18 protein-coding genes are annotated in these 21407 nt (G+C 74.2%); 4 read left to right on the top strand and 14 right to left on the bottom strand.

What is annotated here, in order from left to right; translation table 11 throughout:
* Positions 1-8: 8 nt before the first annotated feature.
* The 6 genes from ACGFN2_RS13405 to ACGFN2_RS13380 form a co-directional block, all read right to left on the bottom strand.
* Positions 9-2021 carry a putative baseplate assembly protein gene (locus ACGFN2_RS13405; protein WP_393359924.1) on the bottom strand — a complete coding sequence of 671 codons (2013 nt, stop codon included), beginning with the start codon at positions 2019-2021 and terminating at the stop codon, positions 9-11.
* The gene (locus ACGFN2_RS13400) at positions 2021-2443 is read right to left on the bottom strand and encodes a GPW/gp25 family protein (protein ID WP_362607052.1); all 423 of its coding nucleotides are present in this window, start codon (positions 2441-2443) and stop codon (positions 2021-2023) included. Before ACGFN2_RS13400 ends, ACGFN2_RS13405 begins: the two co-directional genes overlap by 1 nt.
* Positions 2444-2491: 48 nt before the next feature.
* Complete coding sequence (locus tag ACGFN2_RS13395; protein WP_362607050.1) at positions 2492-4411, bottom strand: VgrG-related protein; 1920 nt, start codon at positions 4409-4411, stop codon at positions 2492-2494.
* Positions 4412-4427: 16 nt separating this feature from the next.
* Complete coding sequence (locus tag ACGFN2_RS13390) at positions 4428-5204, bottom strand: LysM peptidoglycan-binding domain-containing protein (protein WP_362607048.1); 777 nt, start codon at positions 5202-5204, stop codon at positions 4428-4430.
* 1 nt (position 5205) lies between these two features.
* Entirely contained in the window at positions 5206-5643 is a 438-nt protein-coding gene (locus ACGFN2_RS13385) for a phage tail protein (protein ID WP_362607046.1), read from the bottom strand.
* Positions 5644-5738: 95 nt separating this feature from the next.
* Complete coding sequence (locus ACGFN2_RS13380) at positions 5739-6104, bottom strand: hypothetical protein (protein WP_393359921.1); 366 nt, start codon at positions 6102-6104, stop codon at positions 5739-5741.
* A gap of 265 nt (positions 6105-6369) precedes the next feature.
* Here ACGFN2_RS13380 and ACGFN2_RS13375 point away from each other — a divergent pair, with 265 nt between their 5' ends.
* Both ACGFN2_RS13375 and ACGFN2_RS13370 read left to right on the top strand, forming a co-directional pair.
* Entirely contained in the window at positions 6370-6597 is a 228-nt protein-coding gene (locus tag ACGFN2_RS13375) for a hypothetical protein (protein WP_393359919.1), read from the top strand.
* A 585-nt stretch (positions 6598-7182) separates the two neighbouring features.
* Positions 7183-7320: a hypothetical protein gene (locus ACGFN2_RS13370; protein ID WP_362607042.1), complete on the top strand. Its 138-nt coding sequence runs from the start codon at positions 7183-7185 to the stop codon at positions 7318-7320.
* Between the two features lie 2177 nt (positions 7321-9497).
* On the opposite strand, the gene ACGFN2_RS13365 is transcribed toward ACGFN2_RS13370, so the two are convergent.
* From ACGFN2_RS13365 to ACGFN2_RS13345, 5 genes are all read right to left on the bottom strand, one after another.
* Positions 9498-9656: a DUF6760 family protein gene (locus tag ACGFN2_RS13365; protein ID WP_362607040.1), complete on the bottom strand. Its 159-nt coding sequence runs from the start codon at positions 9654-9656 to the stop codon at positions 9498-9500.
* The gene (locus ACGFN2_RS13360; protein WP_362607038.1) at positions 9653-10066 is read right to left on the bottom strand and encodes a hypothetical protein; all 414 of its coding nucleotides are present in this window, start codon (positions 10064-10066) and stop codon (positions 9653-9655) included. The genes ACGFN2_RS13365 and ACGFN2_RS13360 overlap by 4 nt, the downstream gene beginning before the upstream one ends.
* Positions 10066-10509, bottom strand: a complete 444-nt coding sequence (locus ACGFN2_RS13355) for a phage tail protein (RefSeq protein ID WP_362607037.1) — start codon at positions 10507-10509, stop codon at positions 10066-10068. Before ACGFN2_RS13355 ends, ACGFN2_RS13360 begins: the two co-directional genes overlap by 1 nt.
* Before the next feature lie 87 nt (positions 10510-10596).
* The gene (locus tag ACGFN2_RS13350) at positions 10597-12174 is read right to left on the bottom strand and encodes a phage tail sheath subtilisin-like domain-containing protein (RefSeq protein ID WP_393359916.1); all 1578 of its coding nucleotides are present in this window, start codon (positions 12172-12174) and stop codon (positions 10597-10599) included.
* A 73-nt stretch (positions 12175-12247) separates the two neighbouring features.
* Complete coding sequence (locus tag ACGFN2_RS13345; protein ID WP_393359914.1) at positions 12248-12541, bottom strand: hypothetical protein; 294 nt, start codon at positions 12539-12541, stop codon at positions 12248-12250.
* Between the two features lie 680 nt (positions 12542-13221).
* Between ACGFN2_RS13345 and ACGFN2_RS13340 the strand changes: the two genes are divergently transcribed.
* Both ACGFN2_RS13340 and ACGFN2_RS13335 read left to right on the top strand, forming a co-directional pair.
* Entirely contained in the window at positions 13222-15963 is a 2742-nt protein-coding gene (locus ACGFN2_RS13340; RefSeq protein ID WP_393359912.1) for a BTAD domain-containing putative transcriptional regulator, read from the top strand.
* 310 nt (positions 15964-16273) lie between these two features.
* Positions 16274-17629, top strand: coding sequence for a hydrogenase expression protein (locus tag ACGFN2_RS13335; protein WP_362607030.1), 1356 nt, complete (start codon positions 16274-16276; stop codon positions 17627-17629).
* 49 nt (positions 17630-17678) lie between these two features.
* Here the strand turns inward: ACGFN2_RS13335 and ACGFN2_RS13330 are convergent, their stop codons facing one another.
* From ACGFN2_RS13330 to ACGFN2_RS13320, 3 genes are all read right to left on the bottom strand, one after another.
* Positions 17679-19751 (bottom strand): ATP-binding protein, encoded by a 2073-nt coding sequence (locus ACGFN2_RS13330; RefSeq protein ID WP_393359910.1) that lies wholly within the window; start codon positions 19749-19751, stop codon positions 17679-17681.
* Positions 19748-20407, bottom strand: a complete 660-nt coding sequence (locus ACGFN2_RS13325; protein WP_393359908.1) for a DUF4255 domain-containing protein — start codon at positions 20405-20407, stop codon at positions 19748-19750. The genes ACGFN2_RS13330 and ACGFN2_RS13325 overlap by 4 nt, the downstream gene beginning before the upstream one ends.
* Positions 20408-20537: 130 nt before the next feature.
* Positions 20538-21236: a response regulator transcription factor gene (locus tag ACGFN2_RS13320; RefSeq protein ID WP_393359906.1), complete on the bottom strand. Its 699-nt coding sequence runs from the start codon at positions 21234-21236 to the stop codon at positions 20538-20540.
* Positions 21237-21407 lie beyond the last annotated feature (171 nt).

Raw genomic sequence — 21407 nt, 5'->3', positions numbered from 1 at the left:
TGTGCCCCTCATCGGGCCTCGATCACACGGACGCGGTGGTCGAACGGGAACAGCAGCGCGGAGCGGGCGAGTTCGATGCGGTCGGTGGCGTCACCGCGGCGCCCGGTGAGCGGGTCGGCGGGGTGCAGGAGGACCTCGTCGACGAGCTCCACACCGGGGACCCGCTGGAGGGCCGCGAAGATCTCACCGGAGCGCAGCGGGCGGCCGAAGGGCCAGCCGTCGCCATGGGCCCCGCCGGTCAGCGGATCGAGGTAGGCGTAGAGCGCGTCCAGGGCCTCGGCGCGGACGCGGTCGGCCTTCGCCGCCCGGAAGGAGTGCAGCGTCGCGACGACCGTCACGCCCTGGTAGAAGGGCGGGCCGACGGCGAGGCGGGTACCCACTGGGCGGCGCTCGTCGAGGAACTGGGTGACCCGGCCCAGGAGTTCCTGACCCGGCACCAGCTGCTCGAAGCGCAGCCGCCCACCGCGGTCGGGGACGGCCTGCGGGACGACCAGCACCCGGACCGCGTTCTCACCGGTCCGGCCGGTCTCACCGGCCTCGGCGCCCTGCCCGCTCTGCGCGGTGCTCGTCGCGCGCTCGGCGGGATCGACCGCGAGACAGGCGATCCGGGCGGCCTCGGGCGCCGCGCGCCGCGCCAGCTCCTCGTAGTCGCGGGCAGTCACGGCCCGTTCCTGCGCCCGCAGCGCGATCGGCGCGCGGACCTTCGCCTCCTGCACCGTCTCGCCGTCGACTCCGCCGCGCGCCGCCTCCCGGTTCTCCACCCGCGCCACGTACGGGATCGAGCTGCGCAGCGCCTGGATCGCGCCGCGCGCCACATTGCCGTCCCGCCCGCCGCCGGTGCGGTAGTGCGGGACCCGGAGCACCGCGCCCTTGGCCGGTACGGCCCCGAACTGCCGTATCGAGCCGTCCGGCTGGCGCACCGACGGGCCGAAGGCGATCTCGCCGGTGGACTCCTCCAGCGTGAGGTGGCGGTCGTCCGGCCCGGAGGAGGCGAAGTCGGGGACGACCTGCCACTCCTGCCAGCCGTCCCCGTCGGAGACCTCCAGCCTCAGCGGCGGGCGGTCGGCGACGACCGGCGCGTGCGCCAGCCGCATCCGCTGGCCGGGCACCCCCGCGGACTCGCCGAGCATCTCGTCCCGCACCACATCGGCGTGCGCGACCCTGGTCGTGCCCCCGATGGTGAACGCGGAGGCGGCCCGCACGGTGGGCGAGGCGCTGTAGAACGGCTGGCCCTGCTTGGCCTCGACGACCCGGCAGCGCAGCCACGCGGCGTCGGTCCGGCCGACGCGGGTGCCGGTGTGCCCGGCCGGGATGTGCAGCACGACCTCGCCGGGCCGGTTGAGGCCGCCGGTGGAGTCCTCCTCGACCTCGCACTCCGTCCAGCCGTCGGCGGTCCAGGCCTCCCAGCGCAGCGGCGGCTGACGCGGGTCGACGCCGACGCCGTCCACCCGGCTGTCCAGCTGCAGCACGGCCGCGCACCGCGGGACCGCCGCCGACAGCCCGAACAGCAGGGTGTCGCCCGGCTGCGGGGCGGCGGTGAAGACGGCCACGTCAGTGCCGCCGAAGATGTCCTGGCCGCAGTCCTCGGGGGTGCTTCCGGCCTCCTGCCGCAGGACGGCGGTCAGTTCGCAGGGCACGACGGTCAGATCGTCCTCGGTGGCGAAGACCACCGCCTCCTCGGTCTCGGTCCGGCCGGTGGCCACCTCCGTCCCGGCGGGCAGCACGACCGGCTCGGCCTGCGGCGCGGAGAGCCAGAAGGTGACGTCGGCGCGCGCGGCGGAGGGCGGGAAGAGGGTGACGCCCAGCAGGTCGAGGAAGGCCAGATGGTTCTTCTCCGGCACCCGGTTGAGCCGGTAGACGATCTGGTCGGCCATGTGCGCGACGGCCTCGATGAGGGTCACCCCGGGGTCCGAGACGTTGTGGTCGGTCCACTCGGGGCAGCGCTGCTGGATGTAGCGCTTGGCGTCGTCGACGAACTGCTGGAAGCGGCGGTCGTCGAGATGGGGTGCGGGCAGGGCCATCAGGCTTCGCTTTCGGTGGACGGCGATTCCGTGGACGGGATCACATAGAAGGGGAAGACGAGACTGCGCGGGTTGTTGGTGCCGCGCACGCTGTAGCGCACGTCGATGAACAGCACGGAAGGATCGTCGGCCGCCGGGCTGACCTCGACCTCCTGGACCTCGATACGCGGCTCCCAGCGGTCGAGCGAGTACCGCACCTCGTAGCGGATGCGGCCGGCCGTCGCCTCGTTGACCGGCGCGAACACCATGTCGTGCACGGCACAGCCGAACTCCGGCCGCATCGGCCGCTCGCCGGGCGCGGTGGCGAGGACGAGCCGGATGGACTCCTCGATCTCCCGCTCCCGGCGGGCCAGAGCGATACCGCCGCCCGCGTCGGTACGCAGCGGGAAGCTCCAGCCCGCACCGACGAACTGTTCACTCATCTCCGGTGCCCCCCTTGAGCCCCATGTCCCTCAACTTCCTCAAGCTCACTAGAAAGGAATGCCGTTGCGCAGCACGGCCGGTGCGTTCAGGGTGACCGTGGCCGGCGAGCTGATGGCCGCCGCGGCGCCCGCGTTGACGGCCACCGCGCCGACCGCGGAGACGGAGACCGCGCCGACCGAGTTGACGGCCACCGCGCCGGCCGACTTGAGGCTGATCGCGCCGGTCGCGTTGATGTCCGCCACGCCGCCCGCGGCGACGCCGAACTTCGCGCCCGCCTTGATGTCGACCGCCCCGCCGGCGCTCATCGTGAGCGAGCCGCCCGCGGTCAGCGACAGGTTTCCGCCCGCCTTGATGCTCACGTTCCGGGTCCCCGTGATGGAGACGGAACCGTCGCTGCGGATGGTGACGCTGGTGCGCGCCTCGTCCATGTGGACGGTCATCCGGCCGTTGCCGGTCTGCAGCCGGATGCCGCTCTTCATCCGGGTCTTGGCGTCCAGCAGCTCGACGATGTGGCCGCTGCGCGAGGCGAAGCTGCGCCAGTTGACCCGCCCGCTGGTCGGGTCGACCGCGGGCAGACCGTCCGGCTCCTTCGGCGGCTTGTCCCGGCCGTTGTAGAGCCCGGCCAGCACATACGGATGCTCCAGCGAGCCCCGGTCGAAGGCGCACAGCACCTCGTCGCCGACCTCCGGCAGGACCAGCCCGCCGCCGCGGACCCCGCCCAGCTGCGCGACCCGGCACCAGTCGCTCTCGTAGGTGTCCGACAGCCACGGGAAACGCAGCCGGACCCGGCCCAGCCGCAGCGGGTCCTTGGCATTGCTGACCAGCGCCATCGCCACACCCGGCATGGGTGGCGCCGCCTCCGCGCCGCCGGAGGCGAGCCCGTACAGCGACCGGAACTGCCGTCCCGAGACGGTCAGCCAGGTGGTGAACGGCCGCCCGGACTCGAAGACATGGCGGACACCGGTCGCCGTGTACTTCCCCTCGAAGGGGAACCCGGCCCCCTTCAGCGCCACCGGCTGCCCCGGCTTCAGGTCCGGATTGCCGGTGACCGCCACCTCCAGCTCGGCGAACGAGCCCGCCGCGTCGTCGGCGAGCGCCCGCGCGGCATGGGTCACCTGGGCCTGGCTGGTGAACGGGGTGTCCGTGGCGGTCAGTTCGGCCTTCCCGAACGGCTTGCTGAGCTGCCCCGGCGTGATGTCCGCGACGATGTCCTTGCTCGTCGTGGCCGGGGACTGCGCGGACAGCGCACGCTTGGCCCGCATGTCCCAGCCGCGCGCACCCGCCCTGTCGACCTGCCCGGCGGCGGTGACGGCGATCCGGCTGTGCATCGCGTTGTGGCCGAACTCCAGGACGTACGGGCTCTGCGCGGCCGGTGTGCTGTCGGCGGGCGCCGACGAGGCCGGGGAGAGCTTGCCGAACTGGAGCTTGCCCTTCGGGTCGAAGGACAGATGGGCGTCGTTCTCCTGGGCGAGGCGGAGCAGGAAGTCCCAGTCGGTGATGTTGGGCTGGGTGGCCAGCTCGTAGACGGTCCGGGTGGGCTCCACCTTGCCGAGGGAGAGCTTGTTGAGACCGGCGAGACGGCGCACGATGTCGCTCGCGGTCATGTTGGGGTAGCCCGCGACCCGCCGGTTGCGCAGCAGCCGGTGCCCCGGGTCGTACCCCCGCACGACCAGGTACTTGCCGCTCGCGTCCGCGTCCACTTCCAGCGCGGTGATCTCGCCGGTCAGCATGGGCGTACCGCGCCGCCCGTCCGTGAAGGGCGAGAGCACCGCCTTCGCCCCGACCTTGATCTTCGGGAACGTCTTGAGGATGTCCGACCCCGTGTCGCTGAAGGTGAGCTGGAAGGCGGACGGCACATTCACGCTCGCGTCCACCCAGCCCTCGATGAGGAGGGTGGCGAGCTTGTCGGGCAGCGGCGTGCCGCCGATCTCGGCGTACAGGACGCTGGTGTACGTCTTCTCACTCATCGGATGCTCTCGCTGCTCATCGGGCCTCGTGGGTGGTGGGATGCGGGGGAAGGCTCGGGGGACGGCCTTCCGGCGCGTCTTCGTCGGCGGCGGGCAGCAGCAGCTCCGTGCCCGGCCGCAACCGCATCGGATCGTCGATCCCGTTCGCCTCCGCGATCAGCCGCCAGCGGGTCGCGTCCCCGTACTCCCGCCAGGCCAGCGAGGCGAGCGAGTCCCCCGCGACCGTGCGGTGGATACGGCGGGCGGAGAGCGCGCCGGAGGTCGGGTTCTGCCCCTTGGTGGGCATGGCCACCTCGGTGAGGGACAGCGTGCAGGTGGCGCGGATCGGTTCGCCGGTGGGGTTGAAAAGGGTGTACGTGGCGCTGACGCTCGTCACGTACGCCACGAACTGCACCGTGTTGAACGAGCCCCAGGAGAACCGCACCCAAGGCGGCGAAGGCCGCTTGGAGTTGACGCTCTGCGCCGTCACCTCGCAGCAGGACAGCAGCAGTTCGATCTGCTTCTGCACCTTGCCGGAATTCGGGGTGCCGGAGGCGTCCAGGAACACCTCCAGCTGGAGCGTGGCGGGCCGGGTGCCGGTGAACTTGGGCGGCGCGCCCCGCGTGTAGGCGACCGCGGTCTGGGTGTGCCACTCCGCCTCCCGCCCGAGCTGCAACTGGGTCGGATTGAACTGGAACTCCACCTCACCGATCCGGCCGCCGATGGAGCCGCCGAGGTCGGTGGGGGGCTGGTGAATCGCGAGGGCGGCCCGTACGAGGCTCGCGCCCGCCTTCCCGCCGGTGGGGGCGGCCACCTCAGGCACCTCCCGCGTCGGTGAACCCGTGGTGCGCGATCTCCAGCGTCTCGGTCGCCACCCCCGGGCTCGCCGGGTCCAGGCTCGGCCCCTGCCAGCGCACCGGCAGCACCTCCACCAGCCCCCACTGCGCGACGATCGAACCGTCGGCGCGGAGCGCGGCGATCTGCGCGGTGGGCCGGGTGATGCCGGTGGCGAGCGACGAGATCCAGGCGGCCACCCGGGAGGTGTCGGCGGTGAGCGGGCGGGTGAGCCGGATCGTGGAGAACGTGACGCGGGTGGGCAGCTGCCAGACGAAACCGTTGTTGCCGCCCTCCTGCCGCTGCTCCACCTCCACCTCGGAGGCCAGGCCGTCGCAGCCGTTGAACAGGCCGAGGTCCTGGCCGTCGATGGTCAGCTTGAAGAAGACGGTGGAACCGGGGTCCTGGGCCTTGGGCATGGTGGCTGGTCTTTCGGGTGGAGTGGTGGTGGGGCGGGGTCGGAGTCGGCGGAGGCGGAGAGGGGCAGGTCGTCGGCCGGACGGACGGGTGCGGGTCAGCGGCCGTGGTCGCGCAGCCGGCCGATGCGCTCACGGTCGCCGCGCAACTCGGCACGGAGCAGGCGCGAGAGGGGCGCGACCAGACGCCGGGCCAGCGCGTCCAGGGCGGCGGGGTCGGAGGGGTCGGGAGAGGTGGCGGGGTTGGCGGAGGCGGCTTGGTCGGTGGTGGTGGTCGAGGCCGCTGGGGTGGCGGGCCTCTTGGTGGCCGGTGTGGTGGTGGCGGACCTCGGGGCGGCCGCTGTGGGGGAGTTGGGGGTGCGCTGGAGGGGGCTGGAGGTCTGCGCCGGAGTGGCGGCGGGCGGAGTGGCCGGGGTTGAGCGTGCGGGCGGGGCGGTGGACGAGAGGGGCTGGGGGGAGGACATCGGGGGAGTGGCCGGGGACGCGGACGGGTGCGGAGCCGGACCCGGGGCCCCGGGGGTGGTGGGAGGTGTGGGGGCTCGCTGCACCATGGGCATGCCGGGGAGGGCGGCCGGTGCGGTCCGGACCGTACGGGACGGCGTGGACGACGGGAGCGGCGTGCGTGCCGGTGCCGACGCCGATGCCGATGGCGGTTTGTGCAGGGCGACGGCGGGCACGCCGGTCGCCCGCCGGGGTGCGGGGCCTGCTGGGCGGGGAGGGGCCGCCCCCGTGCCTGCGGTGTTCGCCGTGCTTGAGGTGTTCGCCGGGTCCGCGGTGTGCGGGGTGTTCGCCGTGTGCCGGGTGCTCGTCACGGGGCGGAGGGGGACGGCGGTGGGTGCCGCGGCCGGCACGCTGGAGCGCTGGACCGCGGCCGGACCGGCGGCCGCGGCCCGTGTGGCGGACCGCTGCACCGTCGCGGGCGGGGCGGCGTCCGCCTGCTGCCCGGTGGGCTGTTGACGGGACACCAGATCCAGCGCACGCGCCGACACGAGCGGCGCCCGCCGGGTGACGCGGGGCGGACGGTCGGCGCCGGCCGTCCGTATGTCGCGCGTGAGCGACTGGGGGGCCTGCTTGGCCTGGGAGGGGCCCGCGCCGGACTCCCGTGCGCGGGATTCCGGCGCACCGCGCTCCGGTGCGTGCGATCCCTGCGTATGGGATTGCGTCCCGGGCGACTGCGGCTTACGAGGTGCCGCCGCGCGGGGCGCCCGCGCGGGGCTCTCCGAAGCACGGCTCACCGACGGGGGTGTCGTCGGCGACGGCCCAACGGGGGCGGGCGAGGGGGAAGACGAGGCAGCGCGCTGCACCGGGGCCGGGGCCGGGGTCGGGGTCGGGGTCGGAGTCGGGGATGGGGATGGGGTCCTGGACGAGCGCGGAGCCGGTGTTGAAGTCGGGGGTGCGGGCGGCGTGTGTGTCTGTGCGGGTGCTGACGGTTGTGCCGGTGCCGGTGCCGGTGCTGTTGCCGGTGCCGCTGCCGGCTTCGGTGCCGATGTGGGCGTCGCTTTGGACGCGGACATGGGCGTGGGTGCTGACGCGGACGGGGGCGTGGGCGCTGACGCAGACGTCGGCGTGGACCTAGAGGCAGACGTCGGCGTCGGGGCGGTCGCCTCGCGGCGGACCGGGGTGGACTCGGTGGGTGCGCCGATCAGTGGCCTGCGCTGGACCGCGGGGCGCGAGGGCTGACCGGGGGCCGGCGTAGGGCCGGGACCGGCGGCCGCCGTACGGCCCTGACCGGCCGGCGGCCGGACCGGCTGTGCCTCGGACGGAACGTCCTTGGTCGGGCCACCGCCGTCCGCGTCCGAGAGCAGCGGGGCGCCAAGTCCCAGGCGCTGTCGGTCTGTTCCCGTGGTCCGGCGAGCGGGCGGTGGGGCGGCCTTGTCCGCTGTCCGCTGGACCGGCGGGCTCGTGCGGTCGCCGTCACGCGGGGGCGCGCTCGGGGCCGGGCTCGCGGCCGGGCTCGCGGCCGGGCTCGCGGGAGTGTTCGCGACCGGGCCCGGGGCTCTGTGTCCGCTGGTCTTGGCGTCCGCGCGCTGCGGTGTGCTCTTGGCCGGCGAGGCAGAAGAGGCCGGCCGAGGGGTCGGGGCAGGGCTCGGGGCAGGCGTCGCGCTCGGTGCGGTGCCTGGTGCCGGCCGCGTCGAGTCACCGCTCGGCGCCGGGCCGCCGCCGGGCGTGGTGTCCGTGGCCCGGGGCGCCTCCGGTGCGCTGCTCCGGTTCGGCGCGGACCGGCGTGGGCCGGTGGCCCGCCGCTGTACGACACGTTGGGGGATGTCGGGCCGCACAGCGGCGGGTTCCGGTGCCGCACCCTTGCTCGCCGGCTCGGCGGCGGAAGTGCGGGGTGAGGGGGCAGAGACCGGGGGCGCCGCGTGCGGAGCCGTGGGCGTCGCTGTCGTAGGCGCTGCTGCCTCGGCGCGCTGCACGGGCGCGTCGGGGGCCGAGGGAGCGGTGCCGCCGCTCGCCGGGCGCGACGCGGTGGCAGGCCGCAGCCGGCGCGGCGGCATCGCGACCCTGTCCGCCGAGGTGAGCGGGGACCGTGCGCCGGCCGGCCGCCGCACGGGCATGGCCACGGGCAGGCCGGCGGGCGCCGCGCCGCGCGACGCGGAGCGAGCGGTCTCGCCTCCGCCGCCAGGCACGGCCTCGGCACCGGGAACGCCCGTAGTACTGGGCGCGGCCCCGGCACGGGGCACGTCCGTGCCACCCGCACCCCTGGTTGCCGCACCGCCGCCCCCGGACGCCGACTTGGCCGCCACCGGGCCCGGCCGACCACCACGCGCCGCACCCGAGGGCGCGGCACCCGAAGGTGCGGGGGACGGCGTGACCGCCGACGTGCCGGACGCCCCGGCCGACGGAGTGCCGGACGGGGGAACGGCGGAGGACGTGATGCTCGGCGAGACCGACGAACCGGCCGTCGGGGCAACCCGAGGCGTACGCGCCGACGTGGCCGACGGCGCACCCGGGACGGCACCCGGCGCCTCGTTCCCCGGGTTCGCGGACGGCCGCGCGCCCCCCGAATCCGACGGACGAGGAGTACGTGCTGCGGCCGTCGAGCTGCGCGGCGCACCCAGTCCCACCGCCCGCTGCACGGCCGCACTCCGGGATTCGCCACCTGCCCCACCCCGGGCCGCCTCGCCGGCCGCCGTACCCCGGCGGCCCTCTGCACGTGCCGCACCACGGCTCTCGCCACGTACCGCACGAGGACTCTCCGCCCGCGCCCCACCCTGGGACGCCGCACGATCCGCACGATCCGCACCCTGAGCCTCAGCCCGGCCGGCACCCCGAGCTTCCGCCCGCGCCGCACCCCGGGACTCGGCCTGAGCCGCCCCCCGATCCTCCCCCCGCACCGCACGCTGAGCCGTCATCCGTGCCCCGGACCCGCCGGAACGCTCAGCCCGGCCACCGGGGCTCCGCCCCGTACCCGCCCGTCGCCCCGGGCCGGGACCCGCTGTGGCAGCGCTCCCGAACCCTGCCGCCGGGTCCTCGGCGGTCGGCTCCGGTGCCCGGTCCGCGACCGGAAGCCGCAGGACCGGCAGCCCCAGGTCGACGGGGCGGCCGGTGACGGGGACCAGGGCGTCGCGCAGCACCCCGCCGGGGGCGGTGGCCTGCACGTCATGCCCCAGTTCCCCGCCGAAGGACGGGTTGTGGTGTGCGCTCAGCGACGCGGCGAAGCCGGCTTCCGCGACGGTGCGGGGCGCCGCCAGGACCCGCTGGATGGGGGGCACGGCGGACCAGCCGCCGTCGCCACCACCGTCCGCGCTCCCGGCAGCCGCACCCGCGGGCGCCCCGGCCTCAGGCCCCTGCTGCGCACCCTGTGCGCTCCGGGCGTCCCGCGCCCCCCGCCGCCACCTGAACAACCCCATCCTCCGTCACTGCTTCCCTTCAGCCCGCTCCACCAGGGCGGCGATCTGTGACACGTACGCGCGCCGGTCGGCATGTTCGAGATCGAGGATGTCGTCCACGCCCCAGTGGAAGTGGTAGGCGAGATAGGCGACTTCCTCCTCGATGCGCCCGGTCGCGTACGTCACGATTCCCCCAGGCGGCTCCCGGCCAGTTCCACTTCGAAGGACTCCTCGCAGTGCGGACAGGACACCGCGGCGCGCGTGTGCCCCTCCGCGTTGATCTGCCGGTAGAAGTCCTGGAGAAAGGCCAGATCGGAGGCGAACATGTTCTCCACCGTTCCGTCGTGCACCGAGGCGAGCGTGCCGAGCCGGGTGATGACCCGGCCCAGCAGTACGACCGACAGATAGGCCGGGTTCTCGCGCACCCGCACATCCCGCAGCGGGATCAGTTCGTCCCGTGCCGTCGCCAGCCGCATCGCGCCGTTCCGGTGGACGGCCCCGGACTCGTCCACGAATCCGCGCGGCAACTCGAACTCGAATTCCGTCCGCAGGGGCTCACGTTGCTGTTGCGTCCCCGCCGGGCCGTCGCGCCGCATTATTCGATGACCAGCTCTTCGAAGACGATGGTGACCTGCTCGGTCAGCGCGGCGGCGTCGCCCGCCTTGACTCCGCTGGTCTCCACCTTGCTGCACCAGGCATTGCGCATGTTGTAACGCTTCACCGGGTTGTTCTGGTAATCCATCATCATGATGGTGGCGTTCTTACGGGCCGAACCCATGTCGCCCGCAATGGACTTGTTGATCCATTCGCTGAACGCGCTGCTCTCCGTCATACCGCGGGTCACGGTGCACTCGCCGGCCTTCTTCGTGCCGGGCATCTTCTTCACGACGGGCTTTCCGTCCGCCGAGACCTGCTGGTACTCGATGACGTCCTGCTCCATGGTCAGACCACTGACCTCCTGCAGATACTCGACCATCACGCCGTCGATCTGCAGGCCGAAATTGTGTGTGGCGATCGCGTCACCGGGCTGAAAGGACAAAGTGGTTCACTCCTGTGCTGGGAAAGAAAAACGTGACGGATGAGAGGTGACAGGTGAAGCGGAGGGGGAAAGCCCCGGTGGTGGCTTCTACTCCTCCAGCTCCCCGCCGCCGCCCGAGAACTGGGCCAGCCGGAAGACCACGAACTCGGCGGGCTTGACCGGCGCGATACCGATCTCGCACACGACCCGTCCCACGTCGACGGACTCCGGCGGGTTGGTCTCCGCGTCACACTTCACATAGAACGCGTCCTCGGGGCGCTGCCCGAACAGGGCGCCGGAACGCCACTCGTTCACCAGGAACGCCGAGATGTTGCGCCGGATTCGGGCCCACAGCGCCGCGTCGTTCGGCTCGAACACCACCCACTGGGTGCCGATGAGAATCGACTCCTCCAGGTAGTTGAAGTAGCGCCGCACGTTCAGGTAGCGCCAGGCCGGGTCGGAGGCCATGGTCCGCGCGCCCCACACCCGGATACCGCGTCCGGGGAAGGCCCGGATGCAGTTCACGCCGACCGGGTTGAGCAGGTCCTGCTCACCGCGGGTGATCTGCAGCTCCAGGTCGACGGCGCCGCGGACGATCTCGTTGGCGGGGGCCTTGTGCACGCCGCGCTCGGAGTCGTTACGGGCCCACACACCGGCCATGTGCCCGGACGGCGGGACGGTGCGGGTCTGGCCGGTGGCCGGGTCGAAGGCCTTGATCCACGGGTAGTAGAGCGCGGCGTAGCGGGAGTCGTAGCCCGCGATCTCCTGGCGCCACTTGCGGATGTCGCGGGCGTTGAGCGCCGGCGGCGGGTCGAGGACCGCCATCCGGTCGCCCATCAGCTCACAGTGCGCGATCAGGCCCAGCTGGACGGCCTTGACCTGCTCCAGGTCGATCAGGCCCTGCTGGTAGGCGGCCATCAGGTCGGGAACGGCCACCATGTTGACCTCGTCGAGCGCCTCCAGACCGCCGAAGCCGGTGCGGTCGGCGGAGTCGCCGATGAACTGGCCGGAGGCGATCCGCTCGACCGCGCCGTTCGTGGCGGGCGCCGCGGGGGCCGCGGTGGGCGGGGCCAGCGTGACCTGCTGGGCGTCCGGCTTCGCCAGCTGCGCGGCCGGGGCGGCCTCCTCGACGGCGATGGTCTTGGACCGCTGCTTGACCTGCGTGACGACGTAGTTCCGCGAGCTCTTCTTCGCGCTGACGTCGAAGCTCTCGACGACCTTGTCGCCGTCCTTGACGGCCAGCTTGAACCGGTCGGAGTTGCCCTCGCCCTCGACGTCCTGCACCTCGACGGTGAGCGCCCCGCCGGCGGTGGAACCGGCCGCGATCGCCGAGACCTTGAAGGCGCCGAGCGCGGTGGGCTCCCCGGCCGTCAGCGCCCTGGGCGCCTCGGGGGCCGCGGCGGTCTGCGACGCGCGGTCGTCGGACCCGCCGACCCGCACCACGTACGCGGCGGTGCCTCCGTTGTTGAAGAACCCGTACACGGAGTGCGCGAGGTAGTACCCGTCCGTGAACTCACCGAAGGCGGCCACGTACTGGGACCAGTTCGTCACCAGCGTCGGCTCGTTGAGCGGGCCGGTGGGAGCGAGCCCCACGAAGGCCGCCACCGACGTCCCGACCCCTTCGATGGGCCGCGATCCGCTGGCGACTTCCTCGACGTAGACGCCGGGGGACAGGTAGCTGGGCATGTTCTGTTACTCCCTGGAATTGCGAACTGGCCGGTTCGGTGGTTTCTGGTGCTCTGCGGTGAGGAGGAAAGGCTTACGCGCGGGCGCCGACGGACCCGGCCGAGGCAGGGGCGGAGGTGCCGGTGTGCAGGGTGTGTCCGTGGCCGGGCCCGTGCCCGCGCTGCTCCGCACCGGCCATGACGGCCGGGAACGCCGCGTCGCCCACGGTCCGCCGCAGGAAGGCGGTTGCCTCCGGGGTGTGACGCTCCGCCTCACCGGCCGCTGTCCGCCGCACCGCGCCGGAAGCGGGAGAGGACGCCGTACGGACGGTGCGCACCGTCGTCGCGCGCTCGCTTCCCGGGCCGGGCCGCCGGTCCTGTGCTCGCACGATGTTCCTCCCCCGTCACCACTGCTGCTGCTTCTGCTCCCTACGCTCTCAACCCTGGCCGACGGGCGGGCCGGGCTGTAGAGACGAACGGGCCCCGTCGGGGGCAGAGCGGGCTGCCCGTTCGGTCACGCTGGGGCGCCGACCGCCGCGTTGCCCGCCGTCCGCCGGACGGTGCGCAGCAGGTCCGTCCGGTGGGCGGACCGGGCCCGAACCGGGGCGGGTACCTGGCCGGGTCCGCGGGGCGCGGTGCGGCAGGTTAATTCCCTTCTCCCGCCGCGCCGTTCGTGTGTGCGCACGAGGGCTCCCGTTCTGGCGTCCGGCAGGTTCGTGGGGTCCGTGAGGGTGGCGCCCCACCGCCGATTTTCGGCCGCAGCGCGAAACGTGGCCAGAGCCGGAAGGGGAGCCGAAGGGGCAGTGTGGTTGCCCTGGCGAACACCGCAAAGTGTCAGCCCGCACGGTGAACCAGCGGTACAGCACACAAGAGCACCGGTGTGAAGCCCCAATGGCCGGAGAAAAAGGGGGGATTGGCCGTTGGGTCATTATCAGTCATTTTCCGGACTGCCCTGTCAGAGGGCTGAGCTAGTTTGGTAAGGCCGGTACATCCGTGCTGGTCCAAGGGGTGGCGTGTAGGGCGACAGGGGCAGGGGAGCGAGCTGGCGGTGCGCGGCGAGGCGGGCGATATGGACGACTTGACGTGCCCGGCGGAGGCGAGCGCCCCGGACCGGGGCGACGGGTTGCGGTTTCAGGTGCTCGGCCCGGTGCGGGCCTGGCGGGGGGACCGTCCGCTGCAGCTCGGCCCGCCGCAGCAGCGCGCCGTGCTGGCCATGTTGCTGCTGCACGCGGGCCGGCCGGTGTCCGTACCGCAGCTGGTGGACGCGCTGTGGGACGAGGAGCCGCCGCCACGGGCGGTGGGCACCCTGCGGACCTATGTCTCGCGGCTCCGCGTCCTGTTGGAGCCGGACCGCGGGCTCCGGCAGCCCGCACGCCTGCTGGTGTCGTCGGGCGGCGGCTACGCCCTGCGGGTGCCGGACGGGACACTGGACGCCGCCGCGTTCGAGGAGCGGCTGGTCGCGGCAGGCAGACTACGGGCCGCCGGCGACACCGCGGGCGCGTACGCGCAGCTGAGCGCGGCGCTGGCGCTCCCCGAGGGCGTGGCCCTGGCCGGACTGCCCGGCCCTTATGCCCAGCGGCAGCGCGACCGGCTCACCGAACTCCGCGTCACCGCCCAGGAGGAACTCTTCGCCTGCGTGGAGGAGTCGGGCGGGCGTGCCGGGGCCATGGCGGACCCGGTCGCCGCACTGCGCGCCTTCGCCGCCGAGCACCCGCTGCGGGAACGGGCCCAGGCCCTGCTGATGCTGGCCCTGCACCGCGCGGGCCGCCGGGCCGAGGCCCTCGCGGTGTACGCGGCCACCCGCCGTACCCTCGACGCCGAACTCGGCACCGAACCGGGCCGCGAACTCCGCGCGCTGTACGAAGCGTTGCGGGCGGGGGCGGGGCGCCATGGACCCGAGTCCGGCGCGCGGCCCCAGCCCGGCAACACAAGATCCGGGCCCGGCCCCGGCATAAGATCCGGCCCCGGCCCACGGCCCGCTCCCGGCCGCGACAGCCGCGAGGGCCACGACAGCCGTGACCGCCGGCTCGCCCCGTCCCGGCCCGCCCGGGACCCCTCCTGCCCCGGCCCGCCACCACCCGTCCCGGCCCAGCTGCCGCACGACATCGCCGACTTCACGGGGCGTACGGAGGCCGTGGCCCAGCTGACGTCCGCGCTGCGCGGGGCGGCCGGCGGACGGGCGCCGGTGGTGGCCGCGCTCAGCGGGCTCGGCGGAGTGGGCAAGACGGCGCTGGCCGTGCATGCCGCACACGCCGTACGGGACCGCTTCCCCGACGGACAGCTGTACGTGGACCTGCGGGGCACCGGCCCGGCCCCGGCCGACAGCGGCGCCGTACTGACCCACTTCCTGCGCGCGCTCGGCGTCGCGGAGAGCGCCGTCCCGCACGGGCTGGAGGAGAAGGCCGCCCTGTACCGCTCGCTGCTCGCCGGCCGCGGGGTCCTCGTCCTCCTCGACAACGCCCGCGACGGTGCGCAGGTGCGGCCGCTGCTGCCCGGGGCGCCGGGGTGCGCGGTCCTGGTCACCAGCCGTGCGCGGACGCTCGCCCTGCCCGGTGCCGGGGGTGTGCATGTGGAGGTGATGGCCGAGGGGGAGGCGCTGGGACTGCTCGGCGCGATCACGGGAGCGGAGCGGGTGGCCGCCGAGCCGGCCGCAGCGCGCGAACTGATCGCCCTCTGCGCCGGGTTGCCGCTCGCCGTGCGCATCGCCGCCGCCCGCCTGGCGTCCCGGCCGGGGTGGGCCCTGGCCGACCTCGTGGCCCGGCTGGGCGAGGAGCGGCGGCTGAACGAGCTGCGGGTCGGCGACCTGAGCGTGGAGGGGACCTTCCGGCTCGGCTACGAGGCGCTCGGCCCCGGCCTCGCGCACGCCTTCCGTACCCTCGCCCTGGGCGGCCTGCCGGCCTTCTGCCGGGCCGCCGCTGCCGCACTGCTGGACACCACCGAGGACGCGGCGGACGCGGCGGTCGAGACGCTGGTGGATGCCGGCCTGGTGGAGCCGCACGGCGACGACGGCTACCGCTACCACGAGCTGGTCGGGCTGTTCGCCCGGCGCCTGGGCGAGCGCCGCGACGGCCCGGGGGAGCGGGAGGCGGCACAGCGCCGCTATTTCGGCCATCTGCTGGCCACCGTCCTGACCGCGGCGCGACTGAGCGGACCGCGACACCTCCCGCCCGCTCCCCCGCACCACCCGGACGTGCCGGGCCGACCGCTCGCCGACGCGGTCGCCGCGCGCGCATGGCTCCAGGACACGCACACCCGGCTGTACGCGACCGTGCGGCGGGCCCTGGACACGGCGCCCGGACTGCTGGGCCCCGCCGTGGACCTCCTCACCGCGTGGTCGTACGCGCTCCGCGGCACCCCGCGCCACCGTGCCCTCGAACCGCTGGTGCGCCACGCCGTGGACAGCGCCCGGCGGCACGGCGACGAGGCGGCCGCGGCCCGCGCCCGGCGCCTGCTCGGCGGCCCGTGCCCCGGCACCGACACGTTCGGCCGGACCGTGCGCCTGCCCCGGGAGACCCTGCGGCCGGTCCCGGTGTGCCCGGTACCGCCGGGCACAGCCGAGGCGGCACACGGGGCGGTGGCCCCTTCGTGGCCGGTGTGGCGGCGGTGCCGGTATGAACGGACCCCGTGCCGGGCGGCGCTGACCCGGACCCGGCTCCTCTCGCGCGAACCGGCCGGGCGGAGGCGGGAGCGGCCGCGGCGGCGGACGGTGCCCGGCTGTTCGCGGAGCCCTCCTGAGGCAGCCGGACGGGCAGGAGTCGATGCCCCCGTCCCGGCACTTTCGTACCACCGCGGGCCGCGCACACGGGCCTAGCCTGCGGGTATGGCACGTGTACCGCTCCGGACCCGTTCCTCGTGACCTGGTTGGTGGTCCCGGCCGCCGTCGGCGCAGCTCCCGTCCCTGGTCGGCGGGTGGGTGAACCGGCTCGGGCAGCCCGGCCGGCGGCCGTTCGGCCGCCGGGTGAGCGGCCCGGGGGAGCCGCGATGGTGCGCACGGTGCCGCCGGGGCCGCACGGGCCCGCCACGGGGTGTGAAGAGCCGTAAGGACATCGCGCTCTGCCCCCGGCTCTGCCCTTACGCACGCTGACCCGGACCGCCGTCGCCGGTTGACTGCCCTGGTGAGCATGTGGACTTCACTGGAACCGGCCGCGATCACCGTCGACCCCGGTTCCGACGCGAGGGTAAGGCTGCGGGTACGCAACACGGGCGACACCGTGGAGGAGTACCGGCTGCAGCCCGTCGGCTCCGCAGCGGGCTGGACACGGGTGGAGCCGGATGTGCTGCGGCTGTATCCCGGGGCCGAGGGCACGGCGCAGGTCGAGTTCGCGCCCCCGCGTACGCCCGATGCCGCCGCCGGTCCGACGCCCTTCGGCATCCGTGTCGAGCCGGCCGAGCACCCCGAGATCCGTGATGTGGTCGAGGGCCAGGTCACGGTGGGACCGTTCACCGAACTCCGCTGTGAGCTGGTGCCGCTGACCGTACGCGGCCGCTGGCGGGCCAAGGCGTCGGCGGCCGTCGACAACCTCGGCAACCAGCCGCTGACGGTCTCCCTGTCCGGCCGGGAGAACGGCGACGCCCTCACCGTCGAGCCCGAGCCGACCTCGGTGCAGATCGCGCCGGGCCGCGCCGGTTTCGTCGACCTGAACATCCGCCCCGGCGCGGTGAGCTGGGTCGGCGGCGAGCACAAGCACCCCTTCACCGTGTCCGTGACGCGGGCCGGCACCTCGGAGCCGACCGAACTGCGCGGCACCTACCTCCAGCCGTCCGTGCTGCCGCGCTGGGTGATGGCGCTGCTGTCACTGCTGCTCGTGGCGGCGCTGGCCTTCGTGGCGCTGTGGTTCAAGAACGTGCCCAAGGTCGCCAGCAGCGCGCGGGAGAAGGCCAGCCAGTCCCACAAGCTCCCGGCGAAGGAGGAGAAGCCGTCCAAACCGGCGCCTTCCCCGCCCCCGGAGAAGAAGCCCGAGGAGAAGCCCGAGGAGCCGGCGCCGGAGCCGCCCGCCGATGACGGCGGCGGGGAGCCCGAGGGGCCGCAGCAGCAGACGATCCGGTCCGGCGCCAACGGCGGCTGGTACCTCCAGGCCAATCAGGGCGGTCAGGAGGACGGCACACAGATCGGCCAGAGCGCCGCATGGACGGACGACCAGTTCGGCCGCAACCAGTGGTGGACCATCCACCACTACGCCGAGGACAACACGGTCGCCCTGGAGCCGGGCAACGCCCCGGGCAGCATCGCCCAGCTGAAGCCGGGCACCAACGAGGTCGAGCTGATCGCGGCCGACGCGGAGCAGCTGACCTCGGGCAAGCTGCCGCCGCATCAGAAGTGGCGGATGGTGGACGCGGGTGGCGGGCGCTCCCGCATCATCAACGTGAGCAACGACGAATGCCTGACCGACATGCAGAACGACAAGGGCGCGGTGTCCTTCAGGTGCGCCGACGGGCCCTACGACCGGCAGGACTGGAAGATCGCCGAAGGGCAGTGACCCGGGCCGGGGCCGGGCACACCGCCCGGCCCCGGCAGCTCCCGGACCCTCAGTCCCACAACGGCGAGGCGTCCGGCACCAGCCGCCCCATCTTGCGGTACTCGCGCCGCGCCCCGGCCCGTACGTCCTCGGCCGTCACCGGCCCGCCGCGCCCCGCCGCGAGATAGCCCGCGGTCACCGCGGCCGACCGGATCGCCCCGCCGGCCAGCTCGAACTCCTTGGCGCAGACGTCGAGTCCGAGGTCCGGCGCGCAGGGGGTGGCCGCCAGACAGGAACGCCACAGGGCGATCCGCTGCTCGACGTCCGGGAACGGGAAGTCGACGACCAGATCCAGCCGCCGGGTGAACGCGTCGTCGATGTTGGCCCGCAGGTTGGTGGTCAGTACGGCGATCCCGTCGAACGCCTCCAGCCGCTGGAGCAGGTACGCGCTCTCCAGGTTCGCGTACCGGTCGTGTGAGCTCTTGACCTCCGAGCGCTTGCCGAAGACGGCGTCGGCCTCGTCGAAGAGCAGCACCGCGTCCGTGCGGTCGGCCTCGGAGAAGATCTTCTCCAGGTTCTTCTCGGTCTCCCCGATGTACTTGTCCACCACCGCGGACAGCTCCACCACATAGAGGTCCAGGCCCAGTTCACCCGCCACCACCTCGGCGGAGAGCGTCTTTCCGGTACCGGACTCCCCGGCGAACAGCGCCACCACGCCCCGCCCGCGCCCACCGCCGGTGCGCAGCCGCCACTCGCCCAGCACCTTCTCCCGGTGCCGCGCCCGCTGCACCAGCTCGTGCAGCAGCGACAGCGGTTCGGACGGCAGGACGAGCCCGTCGAAGCCGACCGCGGGCCGCACGCGCCGGGCGTGCCGGTCCAGCAGCGGCGCGGACTGCTGGCGCGCGCTGTGCTGGACATGGGCGGCGGTCACCGGCGTCCCGTCGAAGGCGGCGAGGGCGGTGGCCGCACGGGCCGCCCGCCGGATCTGCGCGGCGCCCAGCCGGTACGGGGCCACGGCCGCGCCGAGGTCGAAACCGGCGTCCAGGGAACCGAGTTCGGCGCTCCAGGCCTCGTCGGCCGCCGCCCCGCCGTCCGGCGCGTCCAGCGCGAACAGCCCGGAATCCGGCGCCCAGCCGGGGTCGTACGGCTCGCTTCCGAAGAAGGCCACCGGCACGTCCCCGCCCGCCAGCGCCCGGACGAGCCCCTCGGGCCGCTCCGGCAGCGGTCCCACGACGACCGCGGCCCCCCGCAGCCGGGCCTCCCTCAGCAGCGCGCCCGCGAGGCCCGCGCCGTCCTCGGGCCGGCCCTCCGGCCGGTAGCGCAGGACGGGCAGGCCGGCCCGCCGCAGACCCTCGGTCACCGGTTCGGCGGCGGTACCCGGCCGGCGTTCCCGCAGGTGGACGGCGACCGGCCGCGCGGCCGCGAGCGCGGCGAGCCGCTCGGCGAAGGGCTCGCCCCCGGCGCCGGCATCGCTTCCCGCCGGGCCCCCGGAACCCTCGCCCGGGAGCAGCAGCTCCACCTCCCCGCCGCTGAGTTCGGGGTCGAGGCCGTCGTCCCCCAGCAGATGCGCCACCACCCGCTCCGGGACCCGCAGCGCCCGCCCCGGCAGCGGCCGGTCCTCGTCCTCGATGACCAGCAGCCCGCCGGACAGCAGCGGCGCGGCGGGGTGGAAGCGGGCGCGGGCCGCGGGCGCGTACGGGCCGGTGCCCGCGAGGTCCAGGGTCAGCGCGACCGTGGCCCGGCGCCGCCCGACATCGTCGTTGAGGTAGCCGTACAGCGGCTCGAAGCCCCGGTCCACGTCGGGCGCGAGCGCGGCCAGCAGGATGTGCAGGTCCAGGGCCGACAGCCGGAACCGCGCGGCGAGCGCGGCCGCACGGTCCGGCGCCCCCTCGTCCGCCGCGCCCAGGGACGCCGTCTCCGGGGATCTCTCCACCGGGTACGGCGCGTCCGTGCCCGTCGTCGGGGGCTGGGCGGCCAGCCGTCTGGCCGTCTCCGGGGTCACATACAGGCCGCGCAGCGGGTCCGAGGCCGTCGGATCGTCGGCGCTGCGCCGTTCGACCAGGTCCGCCACCCGTGCGCGCAGTCCCGCCAGCCGGGCGAGCAGCGCGCCACCGGCGTGCCCGGACGTCTCGTTGCCGCTCACCGCTTCTCCCCGCTGTCCGTCGTGGACGGCTTGGCCCCCGGGGTGGTCCGGAGCATCCGGGGCTCGGAGTCGCCGGGGACGCCGTCGATGCCCCGCACGAGGGCGACCGTGCCCTCGGTGACCGGCGGCGCCACGTCGTACGAGGGCGTGACCGGGAACGGCACGGTGAGCACCACGTCCAGGGACGGCTTGAGCTCACCGCCGAGCGCGGACCAGATGTCGGCGAGCGAGCGGGACTCGGGGGGCGGCACCGCGACCGTCAGCGGCAGGGTCGCCTCCAGGGCGCGCAGCGCGTCCGGCAGCGCGGCCGCCGGCAGCACCTCGTGCGAGAGCAGGCACCCCAGCGCGGCGGACAGCAGCCGGTGCTCGTCCTCCGGGCGGGTGGTCCACGCCGTGACCAGGTAGGACAGCCGGAACCAGCGCCGCGGCTGCCGCCGGCGCACGACGACCCCGGTGGCGTCCCGCTCGGCTATCGCCCCGCGTTCGCGGCGGGCGACCTCCTCGCGTATGTCGTAGAGATAGGCGTTGAGCGTGGGGGCGTTGCGCCGTGCCGCCCAGTCCCGGGTCGGTGCCTCGAACGCGACCTCCCCGGAGCCCTCCGGCAGGACCCCGCCGCGCAGCACGCTCCGCATCGCCTCGTCGACTTCGTGGATCATGCCTGTGCCTCCGCCCGGTGGCCTGCCGCCCGCATGTCCCTGACCAACTCCGTCACCGCTTCACCCTCTGCTGTCGCCTGCGCACCCGTCCGTGCGCCCGCACCCGTCACCGTGCCTGCTTCCGTCCCCATCAGATGTAGCCCTCCCGCAGCGCGTAGGCGACGGCGTGCGCCCGGTTGTGCAACTGCAGCCGCGTCATCAGGGCGTGCAGGACGTTCTTGACGGTGCGTTCGGAGTAGGCGAGCTTCTCGGAGATCTGCCGGGTGTCCAGCCCCTCGGCGACCAGCCGCAGCACATCGACCTCGCGCGGCGCCATCCCGAGCGTCGGGACGAACCCCACGGGGGCGGAGGTCGTCACCGACCGCCGCAGCTGCCCCACCTGGGTGAGCAGCGTGCTGATCAGGTCCGGCGGCAGGTCGCCCTCACCGCGCGCCGCGCTCTGCACCGCCCGCAACAGCCGCTGCGGGGTGGTCTGGTGGCGCCACAGGATGGCCCGTACGCCGTACTCGACGACCGTCATCAGCTCCGGCTCGCGCAGGTCCCGGGCGATCAGCACCACCCGCTGCTCACCACCCCGTACGAGCCGTCTCAGCTCGGCCGCGGTGATCTCGTCGAAGCGGTCGATGGGCATGATCGCCACGGTCCCGACCGCCTCACCGCCGTCCTTCCCTCTTCCGCGCTCCGCCTGTTCCGTCCGCTCCCTGACCGCCGTCGCGGTCTGGTTCTGGACGATCTCGACCGCGGGCTGGTGCTGTAGATGACTGACGACTCCGGCCCGACTGAGCGGGTCGGAGGCGTGCACCGTCACCGTGACACGTGTATCCGGCACTTGAGTTCCTCGTCTCGCCCCCGTTTACCGACTGCCGCAGAGTGCGTGAAGGCAATCAACAAACGTTTACCGGGCAATCAACGCCGGTGGCGCACCCGTTCCGGAGCCGGGCGAAGGACGGCATGACCACCGGAAACACCGCGAAGAAGGCGAGGAGGAAGCCGGGGTGAC

The sequence above is a fragment of the Streptomyces sp. NPDC048612 genome (genome assembly GCF_043199295.1).
Lineage (GTDB): Bacteria > Actinomycetota > Actinomycetes > Streptomycetales > Streptomycetaceae > Streptomyces.
The sequence above is the reverse complement of the archived record's forward strand: the minus strand, read 5'-3'. Positions and strand labels throughout refer to the sequence as shown.

What these genes read in the sequence shown, in the direction of transcription:
- ACGFN2_RS13405 (WP_393359924.1), bottom strand. Translation starts at nt 2,021, where the DNA reads ATGGCCCTGCCCGCACCCCATCTCGACGACCGCCGCTTCCAGCAGTTC.
- ACGFN2_RS13400 (WP_362607052.1), bottom strand. Translation starts at nt 2,443, where the DNA reads ATGAGTGAACAGTTCGTCGGTGCGGGCTGGAGCTTCCCGCTGCGTACC.
- ACGFN2_RS13395 (WP_362607050.1), bottom strand. Translation starts at nt 4,411, where the DNA reads ATGAGTGAGAAGACGTACACCAGCGTCCTGTACGCCGAGATCGGCGGC.
- ACGFN2_RS13385 (WP_362607046.1), bottom strand. Translation starts at nt 5,643, where the DNA reads ATGCCCAAGGCCCAGGACCCCGGTTCCACCGTCTTCTTCAAGCTGACC.
- ACGFN2_RS13380 (WP_393359921.1), bottom strand. Translation starts at nt 6,104, where the DNA reads ATGTCCTCCCCCCAGCCCCTCTCGTCCACCGCCCCGCCCGCACGCTCA.
- ACGFN2_RS13360 (WP_362607038.1), bottom strand. Translation starts at nt 10,066, where the DNA reads ATGCGGCGCGACGGCCCGGCGGGGACGCAACAGCAACGTGAGCCCCTG.
- ACGFN2_RS13350 (WP_393359916.1), bottom strand. Translation starts at nt 12,174, where the DNA reads ATGCCCAGCTACCTGTCCCCCGGCGTCTACGTCGAGGAAGTCGCCAGC.
- ACGFN2_RS13340 (WP_393359912.1), top strand. Translation starts at nt 13,222, where the DNA reads ATGGACGACTTGACGTGCCCGGCGGAGGCGAGCGCCCCGGACCGGGGC.
- ACGFN2_RS13335 (WP_362607030.1), top strand. Translation starts at nt 16,274, where the DNA reads ATGTGGACTTCACTGGAACCGGCCGCGATCACCGTCGACCCCGGTTCC.
- ACGFN2_RS13325 (WP_393359908.1), bottom strand. Translation starts at nt 20,407, where the DNA reads ATGATCCACGAAGTCGACGAGGCGATGCGGAGCGTGCTGCGCGGCGGG.